The sequence below is a fragment of the Eubacterium sp. AF22-8LB genome, from assembly GCF_003458715.1.
In the GTDB taxonomy this organism is placed as follows: Bacteria; Bacillota_I; Bacilli_A; order Erysipelotrichales; family Erysipelotrichaceae; genus Holdemanella.
On the sequence record NZ_QRVI01000027.1, the window covers coordinates 1 to 17409 of the forward strand.

Below are 17409 nucleotides of genomic sequence, written 5' to 3' on the forward strand. Positions count from 1 at the left end.
GGTCAATATTGTACATTCTTAAATGATCAAAACTGTACATTTTTAAGTTGACATTTATATGCCTTCTATTTAACTATTGGGAATGTTTTGGAGGTTTCCGTGAGGATGGTTTGTCCAAGTTGTAAAAAGAGAAGGCCTTCATCAAAAGCACCTGCATCTAAGAATATCTGTGATTACATCTCGAACGCCTAAGAACAAAGAGATTTAATGTTTATTTGTTTTATTGTGCTTTCACAAACAAACGAAGCAAACTTTGGAAGTTCTTAGTTTCATAATGAAGAAACAAGATAATTTCTTAAAAGAAGTTGTTAGTTTCATGAAAACACTCGCTAAATGCACGGCTTAGTTTAACATCGACCTGCGGGCAGAATTTGCTAAATGCACGGCTTAGTTTCTATATTCACGTTATAGTTTAACGATGACATTTGAATTAGGATAGTTTTATCCTAATTTTTTTCTTTACAAGTGATATATACTGTTATACACTGTTATATAGAAGGTGATACAATGATTATTATCAATAATAGTTCAATGATTCCTATTTATGAACAGATTGTGAATCAAGTGAAACAAAATATTGTGGATGGTAAGTTAAAAGAAGGAGATGCTTTACCGAGTGTTCGTGGTCTATCAAAAGATTTAAAAATATCGGCTTTAACTGTCAAAAAAGCATATGACATTTTAGAAGCGGATGGCTTATGTAGAACGGTTCAAGGTAAGGGTTCGTTTGTGTTGGGGGTAAATCCTGGCTTGGTACATGAGCAACGTATAGTTGAAATTCAAAAGGATTTAGAGAAGGTACTTGATAAAGCGAAATCTTATGATTTATCAAAGGATGAAATTAGAGATTTATTTGATATCTTGATGGAGGAATAATAGTATGCGGTTTGTAAAGACATATAATGATTTTAAATTGGATTGTAAACTTGAGTTAAAGCCAGGAACAATAACGGCTTTGATTGGTCGTAATGGTTCGGGTAAGACAACTTTATTTAAGTTGTATCTTGGTTTGATTGAAGATGATGATGAACATACAAATCAAATGAATAAAGAAGAAATTGGTGTTGTATGGAATGATTCGAGTTTTAGTTTGGTTTTAAATGTTCTTGAAATTAAAAAGATTCTAATGTATTCCTATAAACATTTTGATTGTGATTATTTTGATTCTATGATTTCTCGATTTGAATTGGATCCAAAGAAACCATTAAAAGAATATTCTACGGGTATGCTTTCAAAACTGAAGATTATTATTGCGACAAGTTTTCATGCGAAAATATTATTGTTGGATGAACCAACGAGTGGTTTAGATGTGATTGCACGAAACGAAGTATTAGATTTGTTGCGGGATTATATGGAACAAAATGAAGAGGCTTCTATACTAATTAGTTCACATATCTCAAGTGATTTGGAGGGTTTGTGTGATGAATTTTACTTTATTGAAAAAGGAAAAATCATTCTGCAAGAACAGGATCTAGAATCTTATGCACTATTAAAGGGTGTTGATGAAACTGTGGATTTAAGCTATGCATTAAAAAAGATAGGTTCGACTTATCTTACAAATGAACGAGCTTTCTATGTAGAAAACTATTCAGGCTTAATTATTGAAAAAGCACATATTGATGATTTGATGGAATATATGATCAAGGGGGAAACTGTATGAAGGGATTGTTAGTCAAAGATTTTTTGTTGATGATAAAAAGTAAGAAAGTCATATTGTTTATGTTGTTCATTGGAATCGTTGGTGGGATAAATGACATTTCATTTGCGACAGGTTATATCTTGATGGTTCTTGCGATATTAAGCTTATCTACAATTTCGTATGATGAAGCCAATCACGGCTTAAAGACTTTGTTTACGTTACCTATTTCTAAATCGGATTATGTGAAAGAAAAATATTTGTTTTCTTTGATTATTACGGGAATTGGTTTTGTGTTTGTCACTATATTAGGTTGTTTTAGTAAAAGTGGTTTCATGGAAACATTTATAATCTTATCAACAGCTTTGTTGTTGTTAGCTCTATCTTTGCCTTTTCAATTAAAGGAAGGCAACGAAAAAGGAAGAATTGTATTATTTGTGGTTGTGTTTGGATGTACCTTCTTATTCGCTTTCTTAAATCAATTTATTCCTAAATTCTTTGAATCTATAGAATCGGTATTGAATACAATGGATCCAACTATGTTTAGTGTAGGTTTATTGATTAGTAGCTTTATTTTATATTTTATTTCTATGAGGATTTCAATTCGTGTATATAATAAGCGAATTCTTGATTAACGTACTAATTTATCTACAATACTGTTGATGATATTTGCAATTTCTTCACAAGATTCAATACATCCTGCATCGATCCATTGTTGAATGGTTGCCAAGGATCCAAAAAGAATATAGTTTTTGATATATGGATTGTTTTGTGAAACTTGTTCAAGTTGATTGTTGATGGAATCTAGTGCTAGAACTTGTTTAGGAAATTCATTGTCGACATTGCATTCAAAAAAGATTTTGATGGTTTCTTTGTTGGATTTTAAAAATTGAAGTAATTGGATAAAAGAAGTTTCTTTTGGTTGATCATTTAATTGTTCATTGATCAATTGAATGACTTCTTGCTCCATTTCTTTAATGACATCATATTGACTGCCATAATACTTATAAAAGGTGGAACGATTGATATCGGCCTTTTCACATAAGCTAGAAATGGTAATCTTATTGATGTCTTTTTCTTTTAGACATTCAAATAAAGCTAGACGAATGAATCTTTTCGTCATTTGTATTTTTCTATTCATAATCAACACCTGTTGCTTTCGTAACAATATGTTAAAATCAGTCGATTGAAAAATCAAGAGATAATTTTCTATAATTAAGAAAATATGGAGGGCTTTTTATGCTTCAATGTAAAAATATAATGAAAGATTATGTTTCAGGAGATGAAATTGTACATGCATTAAAAGGTGTATCACTTTCTTTTCGTGAACATGAATTTGTTTCGATACTTGGACAGAGTGGATGTGGTAAGACTACATTTCTAAATATTATTGGTGGTTTAGATCATTATACTTCTGGTGATTTAATTATTAATGGAAAGAGTACAAAGGATTATAGTGATAAAGACTGGGATACGTATCGTAATCATCAGGTTGGTTTTGTATTTCAATCTTATAATCTTATCATGCATCAAAGTGTTTTAAGTAATGTAGAATTGGCTTTAACATTAACGGGAGTAAATAAAGAGGAAAGAAGAAAAAGAGCTATAGAGGCTTTAAATAAGGTTGGACTTTCGGATCAAATTCATAAAAAACCAACCCAGATGTCAGGTGGACAAATGCAACGTGTGGCTATCGCCCGTGCTATTGTCAATAATCCAGATATTATTTTGGCCGATGAGCCAACTGGTGCTTTGGATAGTGCAACAAGTGTGCAGATTATGGGGATCTTAAAGGAAATCTCAAAAGATAAGCTTGTCATTATGGTCACACATAATCCGCAATTGGCAGATGAATATTCGAGTCGAATTATTCGTTTAAAGGATGGTACTTTAGTATCGGATTCCAATCCTTTTAATGAACAAGAAATGAATGTGGATACAAGTGTATTAAAAAGACCTGGCATGTCTTTTAAAATGGCTTGTTCACTGAGTTTAAATAATTTAATGACAAAAAAGGCACGTACATTTTTAACATCTTTTGCCGGAAGTATAGGAATTATTGGAATTGCTTTAATCATGTCATTATCGCATGGTATGCAGTCGTATATTGATCAAATGGAAAATGATACAATGGCCAGTTATCCGATTGAGATTCAATCCAATTCTAGTGATATGTCTACATTAATGACAACGATGATGGGCATGAAGAAAGAAAGCAAGGAACACAACGATTCTAAGATTTATTCTCGTCCTTATGTGGAGGATGTATTAGAATCTTTATCGAGTTCAAAAAAGAATAACTTATCGGCTTTTAAATCGTATATTGAAAGTAGTAAGGGGAAACAATTTAGAAAGACAGCGAAGGCAATTGAGTATGATTATAATTTAAATTTACAAGTTTATAATGAAAATACAGATTCAGGTTTAGTGCAAGTATCTCCAAATGGTTTGTTAGATAAACTAGGCATGTCAGATATGATGTCGATTCAATCGCAATTCATGGATTCAAGTGCTATGACTAATGATCAAGTGTGGCTTTCTTTACCCGAATCGAAAAAGCTTCGTGATGATGAGTATCAGCTTGTCGAAGGTAAGTGGCCAACAAACTATAATGAGGTGGTTTTAGAGGTCGATGAAAATAATGAGATTACCGATTATGCGCTTTATTCTTTGGGATTGTTAGATCAAGATGAATTGGTTAAGAATTATCAAAAGATTTTAAATGGAGAGACGGATAAGATTTCAAAGACAAATCTAAAATCTTATAGTGTGGATGATATCTTAAATTTGAAGTTTAGATTGGTTCTAAATAGTGATTTGTATCAAAAGGTAAATGGTTTATGGATCAACCAAAGTGAAAATGAATCGTATATGAAGGATGTTGTTTCGAAAAGTCCTGAAATCAAGGTGGTTGGAATTATTAAACCAAGTGAATCCACAGTTTCACAACCAACAATGGGTGGTGTGTATTATACAAAGGCTATGGAAGAGTATGTAACTTCTAAGACGGAGAATGCTCAAATTGTAAAAGAACAAAAGACAAATCCAAATATCAATATTTTTACGCAGACCGAATTTGCTTCAGGTCAAAAGATGAGCATGTCAAATCTTACAAATGAACAGATGATGCAGCTTTCTAGTATGTCCCAAGAAGAATTGATGAATTACATGAATACGTATAATGAAAATATCAATGCGACGTATGATTCGAATTTGACTAAACTTGGTGTTGTAGATTATTCAAATCCGACAAGGATTTCTTTATATGCATCAAGTTTTGATGGGAAAGAAAAGCTGGGTGATTTGATTACGGATTACAATAAGAAGCAGAAAAAGAGCAATGTGATCACATACAATGATTTCATTGGAACGATGTTAAGTTCAGTAACAAGTGTTGTAAATATCATTAGTTATGTCTTGATTGCCTTTGTATCTGTATCACTCATTGTGTCAAGCATCATGATTGGTATTATTACGTATATTTCTGTATTGGAGCGTACAAAAGAGATTGGTATCTTACGCTCAATTGGTGCTAGTAAGAAAGATATTACGCGTGTGTTTAATGCAGAAACATTCATTATTGGATTGATTAGTGGTGTATTAGGTATATTAATTACACTTGTATTAAATGTACCAATCAGTATGGTAGTTGAAAATATGACTGGTGTTGCTCATATTGCCAAGTTACCAGTCAATGGAGCTGTATTCTTGATTTTCATTGATTTAGTATTAACGATTCTTGCAGGATTGATTCCATCCAAGATTGCAAGTAAAAAAGATCCTGTAGAGGCATTAAGAAGTGAGTAATCACTTCTTTTTTGGTATAATACCTGCGAGGTGATTTCATGATTCGAAAAGGAACGATTGAAGATGCAGAAATATTATCTAAGGTAGAGGCGACTTGTTTTCCACCGAATGAAGCAGCGACTTCAAAAGAGATTCAAGAACGATTAAATGTATATGCGAATCATTTTTTGTTATTGTTTGAAGAAGATAAATTGATTAGTTTTATCGATGGTTTTTGTACAAATCATAGGGATTTAACAGATGAAATGTATAGTGATGCTTCGATGCATGATGAAGATGGTGACTGGCAAATGCTATTTGGATTAAATACATTGCCAGATTATCAAAGAAAGGGTTATGCAGCAAAGATCATGAATTCGATGATTGATTTGGCTAGACAAGAAAAAAGAAAAGGGTTAGTGTTAACTTGTAAAGATAGATTGGTGCCTTACTATAGTAAATTTGGCTTTAAAAATGAGGGTGTATCCTCAAGTGTTCATGGTGGTGTAGTTTGGTATCAGATGCGATTGGAGTTAAAAAAATGAATATAATAAATATGGTGAAGAAATATCAGAAGAAAAAAGCGAAAAAAGCTGCAAAAGAAGAGTTGAAACAGATGATTCCAACATTAAGAGGTGCATTGAATGAAGTGACTTCTGGTTTGGATGAATTAAATGGTCTTCTTAAAAAGATTACGCGTTCATGAAGTCAAAGATTTATTTGGCAATCGACTTAAAGTCTTTCTATGCTTCTTGTGAATGTGTATCTAGAGGATTGGATCCTTTAACTACAAATTTAGTTGTTGCGGATGCTTCTAGAACAGAAAAGACAATATGTTTGGCTGTATCGCCTTCTTTAAAACAGTATGGAATTGGCGGAAGGTGTCGTTTGTTTGAAGTGAATCAAAAGGTAAGAGAAGTGAATGCCAAAAGGAAAAAGGGGTTTTTGCGTTTTGATGGTAAAACGGCAGATGATGAAATCTTAAAGCAGAATCCTAGATACGAAGTCGATTTTTTAATTGCACCTCCTAGAATGAAATACTATTTGGATGTCAGTACACAAATTTATAATATTTATCTGAAGTATGTTTCAAGTCAGGATATTCATGTGTATTCCATTGATGAAGTGTTTATTGATGCGACTCCGTATTTAAATACGTATCATTTAACACCAAAAGAATTTGCAATGAAAATGATTCTAGATATTTATGAAACAACTGGCATCACGGCTACGGCAGGTATTGGTACCAATTTATATCTTGCCAAGGTGGCAATGGATATTGTGGCCAAACATAAAGATCCAGATGAAAATGGGGTTCGTGTTGCGGCTTTAAATGAGTATAGGTATCGTAAATTGTTGTGGAATCATAAGCCTTTGACTGATTTTTGGCGTGTTGGTAAAGGGTATGAGAAAAGATTGCATAAACTAGGTGTTGATACAATGGGAAAGCTTTGTGCTTTTAGCTTGGAACATGAGGATGTTTTGTTTAAAACATTTGGTGTAAATGCCGAACTATTGATTGATCATGCCTGGGGATACGAGCCTTGTACAATGGAAGATATTAAAGCATATAAACCAGAGAAGAATAGTATAGGATCGGGTCAAGTCTTATCTTGTGGGTATGAAAAAGAGAAGGCTAAGATCTTAGTCAAGGAAATGGTGGAATCTTTAGCTTTAGATTTGGTGGATAAGAATTTGGTGACAAATAAAGTAGTTCTTACAATTGGTTATGAAGCAAATGAGTCTTATACGGGTGAAACAATGGTCGATTTTTATGGTCGTGATTTACCGAAAAGTTTAAATAAAATTGTTCATTTACCTCAAAAGACAAATGCGAATTCAATCATGATTCAAAGTATATTGGATGTTTATGATCGGTATGTGGATTCTAGTTTATTGGTGCGAAGAATCAATGTGGCAGCAATAGAAGTAATAGATGAAAAGAATCGTGGATTTGAACAGATGGATTTATTTTCTAATGTGGATGAAGAGGATTTAAAGAAGGAAAATGATCTTCAAAAGGTGACTTTAAAAATAAAGAACAAATATGGAAAGAATTCAATCCTAAAAGGAATGGATTTTGAAAAGGGTGCCAAGGCCAAAGAGAGAAATGCACAGATTGGAGGGCATAAGGCATAATGGATGAAAGATGGTATACGATGGATCGTCCAAAGAGTAAATATCCAAAGATGTCCATGTCGGATCGTGCCGCTCAATTTGCGCCTTTTGCGGCTTTAACAGGTCATAAAGAGGCGATATTGGAGCAACAAAGAATAACTCAGACGAAACGTATTTTATCAAATGAAGAAAAGCTTAGAATCAATGAGAAAATCATTGAATTGATGAATTTGAAATCGAAATGCAGAATCACTTATTTTGAAAAGGATAAGACAAAAAGTGGTGGTAAGTACATTCAAAATGTTTTATCTTTTAAGCGGTTGGATGAATTAAATAAGACATTATTCTTTAAAGAAAATACACAAATTCAGATTGATGATATCGTAGACATAGAATTATTGGAACAGTAATGTTCCTTTTTCTTCTGGAAAATAAAAAAACAGCACATTGTGCTGCCTAATAGAGATTGCATTCCTAATTTAAAACAATTGTATTGTTGTCTTGTGAAATTTATGCCTGACTATTTTTTTAAATTGAACACTTTGTACTGGAAAGATGATATCATTTGGATTATGCGATATCGAACATGAGTATCAGATAAAAATCTTCTGAATACATTTATAATTATAGTAACAGTAAAGTGCTTTGTCTTATGATAAATAGTCAAAAAATATAGATATATTATCATTTTTGTATTATGTTTAGCTTATGGAGAACAAATTACACATTTTAAACGGATATTCGGATGAATTGTTTCCCATAAATATCTGTGTTGTTAGAAAATATAGTGATTTACCGATAGGCAGTGGTTTTAAGTCTTTGCATTGGCATGAGGACTTGCAATTTGTGCTATGTACTAAGGGCTATGTGAGTTATCAGGTAAATGGAATAGAGTACAAACTTAAAGAAAAAGAGGCATTGTTTATTAATAAAGGTGCTTTGCATATGTCGAGTGATATGAGTGAGGATGGAGAATATGTGACACTTACTTTTCCTGAAGATTTACTTTTTTTCTTTAAAGAGAGTCGAATGAAATATAAGTATGTATGGCCTTATACGCGTATGGATTTTTTAAGATGTTATGAAATCAAAGGAAAGAATCAAATACTCGAATATTTGTATGATATTTATAATATTTATTTAAATGGTTCGGATATGTTTGAATATGATGTTTCTATTTTGATCACAATGATTTGGAGACAATTAGTTAAGAGTTTATCTACAATTGATTTTATACCGAACAAAAAAGATGTCGAAAGACAAGAACACGTACAAGTTATGCTTGTATATATTCATACGCATTATGCAGATGAATTATCTTTAAAGGATATTGCGGACGCAGGGATGATGAGTATTGCGCAGTGTAATCGTTGTTTCAATAAAATGTTAAATGTAACACCATATGAGTATTTAATTCAGTATCGGTTGAAAAAGGCAACAAATCTTTTAAAAGATGCCACGCTGAATGTAACGGAAATATCAGAGATTGTTGGTTTTAATAATGTGACGCATTTTATTCAGGCATTTAAAAAGGTGTATGGCATATCACCAAAGAAATATAAAATGATGGAGGATCAAAATGAAAAGGGCAGTTGAAGAAATCTTAAAGTTTAATGAGGAAAGAGATTGGGATCAGTTTCATAATCCAGAAAACTTGGCTAAATCCATTAGTATTGAGGCCGGAGAGTTGTTGGAATGTTTTCAGTGGAACAATGAATATGATCAACAGCATGTTTGTGAAGAGCTTGCGGATGTGATGAATTATTGTATTTTAATGGCGAATAAACTGGGAGTGGATATGGAAGAAATATTGTTGATGAAATTAGAACAAAATAAGAAGAAATATCCCGTAGAAAAGTGTAAAGCATCTTCTAAAAAGTACACAGAACTGATAAAATAAGGGTATGTTAGATGTCGAGCGATTACAATTCTTAGATTTATACAGCTTTGAACTGCGATTGGATTATTTTGAGAAGATTCTAGAATTCACGAGTTCTTCTTATTCTTTCTATTGGTTAGAGGCTATATTAAATTTAATGATTTATAAAGATACAATTGAATTTGATGAAATTTTAGATGAAATGATTTCTTTATCCTATGAGGATGTTGTAGAAAAAGGATATCATTTGGGTCCGTTAATTCATCAAAAGCGTACAAACGCATTGGAAAATGCGATTTTAAGCATCCAAAAGTATTTGCCTGAAAACTGCTCGAAACAAGAAATTATTATTTGTGTAAAGCAGCATGATGAAGCTTTAAAAGAATACAAGAAACTATTGATTATGCAGACGCCGTATCGTTTATTATCGAGCTTTTTGGTGGATGTAGGTGGCAATGATCCAATTTGGAATCGCCCAAAGGATATTATAGAAACAATCAAAGATTATAATGAAAAATATAGACTTCCGTATATTATAGAAAATGATAGGGGTCTTAAAAGAAGAGTTGTTGTTCAACCAGAATGGAGAGATTTCTTAATGACTAATTATCGTGTCATTATGGAATGGGTTCATGATGAAAAGATCAAGTATCTAGAAAAGCGAAAGATTGAAGAAAGTGCATCTTAGGATGTGCTTTTTCTTTTGGTTAAAATAAAAAAGCCTATTGCTAGACTTACTTTTGTTTGTGTTTTAGATACATCGCATAAATAAATTTTGCGATTCCAATCGCAATAAAAAATATTCCTAATTTTAGTAGCATTATAAAAGTTCTATCCTTTCTGTTTTTAATATATGTTACATAATTTTGTATATAAAGAATATAATTCGAATACAAAAAAATAAAAACTCCTTTATGTAAAGGAGCAATTGTCAGATGGTACGAAAGCCGTTCAATAAATCGAACTTCTAAGCATTTTAAAAGTAAATATTTTCAGTTTAGCAACTATCAAATTGGTAGTTGCTTTTTCTGTTTTTATGATGCCTAGAGGGGTTTTGTATGTCATGTCATGGGAAAGGACGTTTAATCGTTTTTTTGTCAAGTATCGACTTGAAGAAGAGTTAAAGCGTATCGAACATTGGATAGATTTTAGAGAATTTTATCACAATATTTATCTATATCTGAGATCTCCAAACATGCTTTCAGAATCTCTGAGGTGTGGGGGAAGTAATAAAGATACGTGTTTGGATACTGTTTGTAAATGGAATGATGAATGTGAGCGGTATGATGAGGAATCTAATGCCATTATGGCTATGAGTTCAGAACAAAGAAAACAATTTTTTGATTTGTTTGTTCTACATAGACCAATTCAAGGCAATCAGAACTGGAGATTAAAAGAGGATCTTTTGGTGTTGTTTGCTTCTAACGATAGGGATTATGTATTTTCAGATGTCATTCTTGCTGAATACGAAGCAATCAAATCGAAGTTTGACGAAAAATTCCAATCTGATTTTGAAAGAAGAAAAGATATCTTCAATGAAATACTAATTAGCAAGTCTTACTTACTGCCTGAAAAATGGAAAAATACAGATTTTGAATGTGGAGGAAATGCATGTCGAAGAAAACACCTGATTTTTCTTGCGGATATGTTTGAAGAAGGTGAGATTGCAGAAAGCGATTTTAAATCAATCGCAAGTGTTCTTCCGTATGGAAAAAAATACGTGAAATTTGTTTTGGAACAAATAAATAACAACTAAATATTAAAAATTGACAATAAAAAAATGAGTACGCCAATACTCATTAATTTATAAAACTCAACAAGATTAATTCATTAACAAGATTAATTCATAAAACTTAACAAGATTAACAAAAAAATCTCTTTTCTATATCCATTGTATTAATCTTGTTTGAGTTTGTCAAGACTTTAAACAAGATGCGTCACGAGCCATATCCTCGCCATGACCTGATTGATTCAGTGAGCAAGGAAATACGTGCTAAATCTACTAGTATGCTGATACCAGTAGAGGATGAAGGAAAGATGATATGATTCATTGGTTTGAAATCATTACAGCCATTTGAATGTTTTCAACTCGTATCATCTTGAGAATTTCCGACAATGGACGGAGGCGGATGTACATAGTCATGATGTGCATTTGTCTTTAGTGAGATAGTGTCAGTCGAAGACTCACGTAAAAAAAATAGACTGGGGTGGACACGCTGATGTGAGACATTTACGAAAGTATGGGTAGCGTTGTATTTATCTACAATACAGTTAAGTGACTAAAAGATGAAAGAGCAAAGAGCAAGTAATCTCTGTTAAGTAGATACGTAAATGCTGGTGACAGAGTGCATGGCTATGAAACGACAACAATGACGGGTGACGGGAAAGTTCCTTAAATTCAAATCGGATGAATATACTTCTTATGGCATGATGATTCCATGCTGTAAGGGAAAAGTGTATTCTCCTCTTCCAAATCAAGGTTCAAGGAAAGTAAGTATAAGCTTGATTGTGATAAATATTATAAGAAAAATAAATTTATAAATATACTTTATTTAAGGCTTATTTGAGCTTTTTTTGAAAAAAGGTCACGAAAGTGACCGTGACGTATTACGCAATACGCTGTATGGTTGATTTGAAAAAGAGGAGAGATAAATATGATTGAAATAGAATTAAAAGTATTAAAAATGAATGATTTATACAGAATTAAAAATGAAGGGATGTGTGTTGAATGAAAATTTTGTTAATCCCAGATAATCCTCTAAATGAAATTGATTCTTTAGTAGATATTCAAGAGAAACAGTCAAAAAAAATTAAAGATTCAAGAGTAATTTCTATAATTTCCTTAGTCCTGATGCTTTATACCTGTATAGTTGGAAATTATCCTTTATTGCCAGATATTGAAATAAGGTCTTGTTTTGAATTAATGGAAGCATTCTTGGTGATTGCAATTATTTCTATGGCTTTTTCAATATATTACCAACATTGTTTAGACAAAATCATGAATAAAATATCTGCTTTAAAAGATCATTATATTTTTTATTCAGCATACTATATGCTATTAGATTTATATGATGGAAATCGCATATGTTATAGCGATATATGTGATATTGCTTACCGTGATGAGCATTTATTTAACCTGAACGATAGATTCTTTTCACTTTATTTTGATCAAGATAAGGCTGATAAATGGAATGATATTCATCATATGAACATAGATTGTTTTATAAAACGAAATAAATTTAATTACCATGCTGATGAGTTAGATTTTAATGATATTAATAAAAAATGTTTTAAAGACTATAAAATCGAGAGTGTTTTTTCATTAGCAAATATTTCTTATTTTGATATCTGTAAACTAGTTGTTTTTGATGTGCTGGATTTTGATGACTTAATTAATGTTCTTTCTAAATTTTTAAAAAGCAAATTGGAAATGATTGAAGATAAGGAACAAATTAATAAATCTAGAGATCTAAATTCCTATGGAAGAACAATCGGCAAAGAAATATTATCTAAATATAATATTGATTCTTGAAATTAAAAAAACATGGCAGTACTGCCACTTAGGGAGATGTTTAAAATGAGATCCTTAGAACTAAAAACATTACAAATAAAGGATGACATACCTTTGTATGTAACGCTAGATAGTTTAACTACTTATGTAGTAAATGAAAATAGAGATTTAAAAAGATATAAATTTGTTACTAGAAATGCCGACAGCTGTGTATATACACCAGTTTATATGTTAAAACTCTACCCTTCTTCTAGTAAAGAAAAGATTGTTTCATTACTGGAATACTTTTTTAAAGTATGTGATGTTGGTGCAAGTCCACAATGTATGTGGAAGACAGATGACTGTGATTACATTAGCTTATTGTTGCCATATACGAGATACGATCAGATTAAATTTGATCTTGTACGTAATAAAATATTGGAGCAATTTCCGGAATTGCTTATGCCAGAAAATTGTCTTGAAAAACTTCCAGACTATGGAAAAATGAAGGATTATATTGCTTCAATTGAAGTTGCATATCCTGAAACTTGGACAGTAGAGTATGAAATGATTGATTCTTGAAAATAAAAAAATGGCAGTGCTGCCACGTAGGAAGGAGTGTTATTGATGAGGGAAAACACGAAAAATAAGAATGGAAAAGATAAAACGATTTTTGAATTGATTGATGATTTACGAAAAGATGAGAAAGTTTATCTAAGATTTTTGGTAGTATCAATGATTCTGGAATATTTGATTTTTACACCTTTATGTAATTTGATAGGAACATCATATTTTGAACCTTTTATCCAGTATATATGTCTAATAGGGATAATTATGATTTTGGCATGGATATGTTCATTAAATTGGATTACCTTGAATTGTTCTAAAGTACCAAAATGGTTTTACTTTATTTCTATTTTTGCATCTATGTCTGTTATATTTTCAATCATTATTATAGTGTGCTAATCAACATGATACACACTTTAAACAAAAGAAAACATGGCAGTGCTGCCATGTTGAAAGGAGTGTTATTGATGAGTACTATACATTTGAAAGAGTATGAAAAGAAGTATCTCAAACATTTGACTTTTCTTTCCATAGTAGATTTGATTGTAATTCTATTGTGCCTGCTTTTTAAAATTAGAATTCCTATAAAAAAATCACTATTCGATAATCTGGCATTGTTATGGATAATAGACATGTTTTTATGGTTTGCATTATTGAACGCATTCAGTTCAAAAAAATGTAGGTATCAACTTTATCCATTTTGGTACTATTTAATTACAATTCTAAATTTAATACTGTTTACAATTTTAGTTATAAGAAACTAAAGAAAGTTAATGAAATATTAGTAAATTGTGAGTGAGATAGTTCATAGATAAAGAAATGGCAGTGCTGCCATGTAAGAAGGTGATAGGATGAAAAAGAAAAATGAAAAAGAGTTTATGAAAATTATAATTATGGAATTATTCATGTTTATTATTAGTATCGGTGCACTCTATCTTTTTTTCAAATATATAATTTTCCCATTTTTCTTTAAGTTGTTTAAAGTATAAGAAAATGATTGATATAAATCCTGTGCACCAATATAAAATCAAATTAAAGTCCCATTGCAGTAATTTATCATTTGGAAACATTAATTCAAGAGTTTTGTCTTTTATTCCAAACAAAAAAGTAAATGCTATAGTGGTTAATGCAAAGAATAAATGATAGAAAAAATTGTTTACTACTAATTCTTCATTTATTAAACGGTTTTGAATGACAGATTCAAAATGATGCTTAGCCATAAAGGAACATATACAATGGAATATAAGTAAGTTAAACATTATTCTTGCAATTGTTCCAATAGAATCCGTGTTTATTGAGTTTTCTGTATGGCAAAAATATTCGGTAATTAATGTATAAAAAACAAAGTTAGCAAAGCCAAAAAATAACAAATATCCAATTTGTGTAATAGATAAAGAAAACATTTTAAAGTAATTTAAATCATCATATTTCATTAATAATACCTCCGATTATTTATATTTTACCATATAAAAATTATTGTAATTTTCCTTAAAGAAAGAAGGCTGATAACATTGATAAATTATTTTAATTTCAAATCGGCTGATGAGAAAGTAGTTTCTGAGGTGTAATAAATGTCTGATACGTTATTGCTTGTAGTCATATTTCTTATGTTATTATTAGGTGCTTTAGAGAAATTATTTCCACAAAAACTAAATATGTGTAAAATCTTACTTTGTATAATTAGTTTAATATTGACTATCATTTCTTTTTTAATAGCAATGTTTATTTTTCTACTTTATTTTTTGCGTATGTTTTAACTTATTCAAATCTGTTTGGAAAAAAATGATGGAAGTGCTGCCATGTAAGAAGGTGATAGGATGAAAAACGAATATACGGTTCATATAGTCATAAAAAAATATCTATTTGTTTATTTAATTAAAGCTTGGACAATTGATAAAAAGAATACGTTAGAATTACATTTTAAAAAATACTGTATGAAACATCAAATTGATAAAGTTGAAAAGAATATGTGCAAACCTAATTTCAATAGAAATAATGAAATAATGGGTTCATGCCAAGGCAGTTTAGTGTTAATTAAAGGAACTGTATATTTAAATATAGGAATGCTTTTAAAAAATATACATTCAGTTCCGATTGAATGTATTGGAATATCTGGAAAAGGAAAAGCAAGAAAAATCTATAAAGTTATAAAAGATTGAATGATATAAGAATCTTTTTACATTTTTGAAGATAAAAAAAGATGGCAGTATTACCATGTAGAAAGGTGATGAGATGAAGAGTGAAGAAAATAAATGCGAATAAATTAAATAATTGTAATGTATACATAACGACAAAAAGAATTTTATTTCTATATGAGGTAGAAGCAAGTGTAATGGACGAGGGCCTCATATATACATTAGATTTTAAAAAATACTGCACTAGAAATGAAATCGAAATAATTAAATCCAAATTAGCAATATTGAATTTTAATAGAAATAAACAAATGTCTGGTTACTGCTACGGGAATTATGTTATAGGTAACGGCCATGTTTTCTTAGAAATTGGAGGGATAATTTTTAAAAAAATAAAATTGTTTCCTAACTATTGCATTGGAAAATCTGGATCAGGACAAGGTAGAAAATTTGTAAAACCTGTTGCAAATGAAATATATAAATCTGGATAGGAATAAACAAAAGTTTTTATGGCAAGGAGTGACACAATGAATAAGCAATGGCAAAGTTGTATTCAAAGAAATCCAAAATGCGATGGTGAGTACTATGTATATATTTTTAACACACAAACTGGAGATGAGCTGAGGACATTGTTTTATAAAAATAATAATTGGCAAGGTTTAACAGATGATGAGACTGTGATTGCATGGAAAGAAAAAGATGTAAAAAAAATCGTGAATGAATACAAATGGTTAAAAGATCATATAGAGGAAATACAAAAGCTATTTAAGTTGAATAAAGTTGATATAAATGATTTTGTAATTGCTGAGACTTTGGAGGAGTGTATTTGTAAATATGAAAGTTGGTTCCACTGGAAACAAGTACATTTGATAGATGATATATATGTTATTAAAGTACTCTTCTAGCAAAAATGTTGTGTAATACCTAACTTATTTGAATATTCAATCAAAAGATCATATTTAAATTCTCGTATTTTATTGTTTTTTCTCATTTCATTCAATACAAATTGAAATGTAATTCCAACTTTAGATAAATATGTATTAATTGACTTTATTTGTTTTTTTGGGAAATAGTCTAAATAGTTTGGATTTTCTAACTCTCTTTTAATTGAAAATAATGCTTTGTTAGTTGGTGAATTTCCAAAATACATAATAAGGAGTAGTGTACAGTTATAAAGCTGTTTACGAGTTTTATTCCAAGAATTTTTATGTGACGAATTATCACCATGCGAACTATGCTCAACACTAATTGTTTTCAAAGGATTAAAAAGTGGGGGTAGAGAAATGCTTGCAAGGGCACAGAAATCTTCCGCTACAGATTTACCACAATATATAGTTTCATGATGGTCAGGGTTATTAATTTCTATACATTCAAAAACAGTATACTCATCAATAATATCCCTATTACCAGCATCACTTATAACAGATTGACCATTGAGTAATTTAAAGCGACCTAAAGGGACAAGCTTATATGTTTCAATAATTTTAATTCTAGTTGCATGACCTCGACAGTACATAATAAAAGCCTCCTTTAATCAAATACTATTATACTCACTTATGCGAGTGCCAGAAAGGAAATTATGAAAACAAAATTAAAAGAATTACGAAAAATCAACAATTTGTCAATGGATAAATTGGGTAAAGAAATAAATATGTCTAGTGGTGAAATTAGTGATATTGAAAATGGTAAAAAGAAAGATCCAAGGATAAGCACTTTAATAAAAATTGCAGATTACTTTGATATTTCATTAGATGAACTAATTGGACGTAAATTAAACGATTAAGGCAATTTGCCTTAAAGA

The 17409-nt window shown here is 30.7% G+C and carries 21 protein-coding genes; 18 read left to right on the forward strand and 3 right to left on the reverse strand.

What is annotated here, in order from left to right:
* The first annotated feature begins 507 nt into the window (after nucleotides 1-507).
* From DWY01_RS09460 to DWY01_RS09470, 3 genes are read left to right on the forward strand one after another with little or no spacing between them, the layout of a single operon-like run.
* Nucleotides 508-876, forward strand: a complete 369-nt coding sequence (locus DWY01_RS09460; protein ID WP_117995882.1) for a GntR family transcriptional regulator — start codon at nucleotides 508-510, stop codon at nucleotides 874-876.
* A 4-nt stretch (nucleotides 877-880) separates the two neighbouring features.
* Nucleotides 881-1660, forward strand: a complete 780-nt coding sequence (locus DWY01_RS09465; protein ID WP_117995883.1) for an ATP-binding cassette domain-containing protein — start codon at nucleotides 881-883, stop codon at nucleotides 1658-1660.
* Nucleotides 1657-2271: an ABC-2 transporter permease gene (locus DWY01_RS09470; protein ID WP_117995884.1), complete on the forward strand. Its 615-nt coding sequence runs from the start codon at nucleotides 1657-1659 to the stop codon at nucleotides 2269-2271. The genes DWY01_RS09465 and DWY01_RS09470 overlap by 4 nt, the downstream gene beginning before the upstream one ends.
* Here DWY01_RS09470 and DWY01_RS09475 read toward each other — a convergent pair.
* Entirely contained in the window at nucleotides 2268-2777 is a 510-nt protein-coding gene (locus tag DWY01_RS09475) for a TetR/AcrR family transcriptional regulator (protein ID WP_117995885.1), read from the reverse strand. The genes DWY01_RS09470 and DWY01_RS09475 overlap by 4 nt on opposite strands.
* A 98-nt stretch (nucleotides 2778-2875) precedes the next feature.
* Between DWY01_RS09475 and DWY01_RS09480 the strand changes: the two genes are divergently transcribed.
* The 11 genes from DWY01_RS09480 (at nucleotide 2876) to DWY01_RS09525 (ending at nucleotide 13491) form a co-directional block, all read left to right on the forward strand.
* Nucleotides 2876-5443, forward strand: a complete 2568-nt coding sequence (locus DWY01_RS09480) for an ABC transporter ATP-binding protein/permease (RefSeq protein ID WP_117995886.1) — start codon at nucleotides 2876-2878, stop codon at nucleotides 5441-5443.
* Between the two features lie 38 nt (nucleotides 5444-5481).
* A complete protein-coding gene (locus tag DWY01_RS09485; protein ID WP_117995887.1) occupies nucleotides 5482-5967 on the forward strand; it encodes a GNAT family N-acetyltransferase in 486 nt (161 codons plus the stop codon).
* Nucleotides 5964-6128, forward strand: a complete 165-nt coding sequence (locus DWY01_RS11575; RefSeq protein ID WP_158553699.1) for a hypothetical protein — start codon at nucleotides 5964-5966, stop codon at nucleotides 6126-6128. Before DWY01_RS09485 ends, DWY01_RS11575 begins: the two co-directional genes overlap by 4 nt.
* Nucleotides 6125-7561, forward strand: a complete 1437-nt coding sequence (locus tag DWY01_RS09490) for a DNA methylase (protein ID WP_117995888.1) — start codon at nucleotides 6125-6127, stop codon at nucleotides 7559-7561. Before DWY01_RS11575 ends, DWY01_RS09490 begins: the two co-directional genes overlap by 4 nt.
* Nucleotides 7561-7950: a YolD-like family protein gene (locus DWY01_RS09495; RefSeq protein ID WP_117995889.1), complete on the forward strand. Its 390-nt coding sequence runs from the start codon at nucleotides 7561-7563 to the stop codon at nucleotides 7948-7950. Before DWY01_RS09490 ends, DWY01_RS09495 begins: the two co-directional genes overlap by 1 nt.
* Nucleotides 7951-8248: 298 nt before the next feature.
* Nucleotides 8249-9136, forward strand: a complete 888-nt coding sequence (locus DWY01_RS09500; RefSeq protein WP_117995890.1) for an AraC family transcriptional regulator — start codon at nucleotides 8249-8251, stop codon at nucleotides 9134-9136.
* Entirely contained in the window at nucleotides 9120-9440 is a 321-nt protein-coding gene (locus DWY01_RS09505; protein WP_117995891.1) for a nucleotide pyrophosphohydrolase, read from the forward strand. Before DWY01_RS09500 ends, DWY01_RS09505 begins: the two co-directional genes overlap by 17 nt.
* 4 nt (nucleotides 9441-9444) lie before the next feature.
* Nucleotides 9445-10107: a hypothetical protein gene (locus DWY01_RS09510; RefSeq protein WP_117995892.1), complete on the forward strand. Its 663-nt coding sequence runs from the start codon at nucleotides 9445-9447 to the stop codon at nucleotides 10105-10107.
* A 375-nt stretch (nucleotides 10108-10482) separates the two neighbouring features.
* A complete protein-coding gene (locus DWY01_RS09515) occupies nucleotides 10483-11175 on the forward strand; it encodes a hypothetical protein (RefSeq protein WP_117995893.1) in 693 nt (230 codons plus the stop codon).
* 972 nt (nucleotides 11176-12147) lie between these two features.
* Complete coding sequence (locus DWY01_RS09520; RefSeq protein WP_117995894.1) at nucleotides 12148-12951, forward strand: hypothetical protein; 804 nt, start codon at nucleotides 12148-12150, stop codon at nucleotides 12949-12951.
* A gap of 45 nt (nucleotides 12952-12996) precedes the next feature.
* Complete coding sequence (locus tag DWY01_RS09525; RefSeq protein WP_117995895.1) at nucleotides 12997-13491, forward strand: hypothetical protein; 495 nt, start codon at nucleotides 12997-12999, stop codon at nucleotides 13489-13491.
* An 884-nt stretch (nucleotides 13492-14375) separates the two neighbouring features.
* Here DWY01_RS09525 and DWY01_RS09540 read toward each other — a convergent pair.
* On the reverse strand, nucleotides 14376-14909 hold the full coding sequence (locus DWY01_RS09540) for a hypothetical protein (RefSeq protein WP_117995898.1): 534 nt from the start codon (nucleotides 14907-14909) through the stop codon (nucleotides 14376-14378).
* A 384-nt stretch (nucleotides 14910-15293) separates the two neighbouring features.
* Here DWY01_RS09540 and DWY01_RS09545 point away from each other — a divergent pair, with 384 nt between their 5' ends.
* The 3 genes from DWY01_RS09545 (at nucleotide 15294) to DWY01_RS09555 (ending at nucleotide 16513) form a co-directional block, all read left to right on the forward strand.
* The gene (locus DWY01_RS09545) at nucleotides 15294-15635 is read left to right on the forward strand and encodes a hypothetical protein (protein ID WP_117995899.1); all 342 of its coding nucleotides are present in this window, start codon (nucleotides 15294-15296) and stop codon (nucleotides 15633-15635) included.
* An 80-nt stretch (nucleotides 15636-15715) separates the two neighbouring features.
* Nucleotides 15716-16099, forward strand: a complete 384-nt coding sequence (locus DWY01_RS09550; RefSeq protein WP_117995900.1) for a hypothetical protein — start codon at nucleotides 15716-15718, stop codon at nucleotides 16097-16099.
* 36 nt (nucleotides 16100-16135) lie between these two features.
* Nucleotides 16136-16513 (forward strand): hypothetical protein, encoded by a 378-nt coding sequence (locus tag DWY01_RS09555; RefSeq protein WP_117995901.1) that lies wholly within the window; start codon nucleotides 16136-16138, stop codon nucleotides 16511-16513.
* Here DWY01_RS09555 and DWY01_RS09560 read toward each other — a convergent pair.
* The gene (locus DWY01_RS09560; RefSeq protein WP_117995902.1) at nucleotides 16510-17124 is read right to left on the reverse strand and encodes a hypothetical protein; all 615 of its coding nucleotides are present in this window, start codon (nucleotides 17122-17124) and stop codon (nucleotides 16510-16512) included. The genes DWY01_RS09555 and DWY01_RS09560 overlap by 4 nt on opposite strands.
* 63 nt (nucleotides 17125-17187) lie before the next feature.
* Here DWY01_RS09560 and DWY01_RS09565 point away from each other — a divergent pair, with 63 nt between their 5' ends.
* Entirely contained in the window at nucleotides 17188-17391 is a 204-nt protein-coding gene (locus tag DWY01_RS09565) for a helix-turn-helix domain-containing protein (RefSeq protein ID WP_117995903.1), read from the forward strand.
* The last annotated feature ends 18 nt before the right edge of the window (nucleotides 17392-17409 follow it).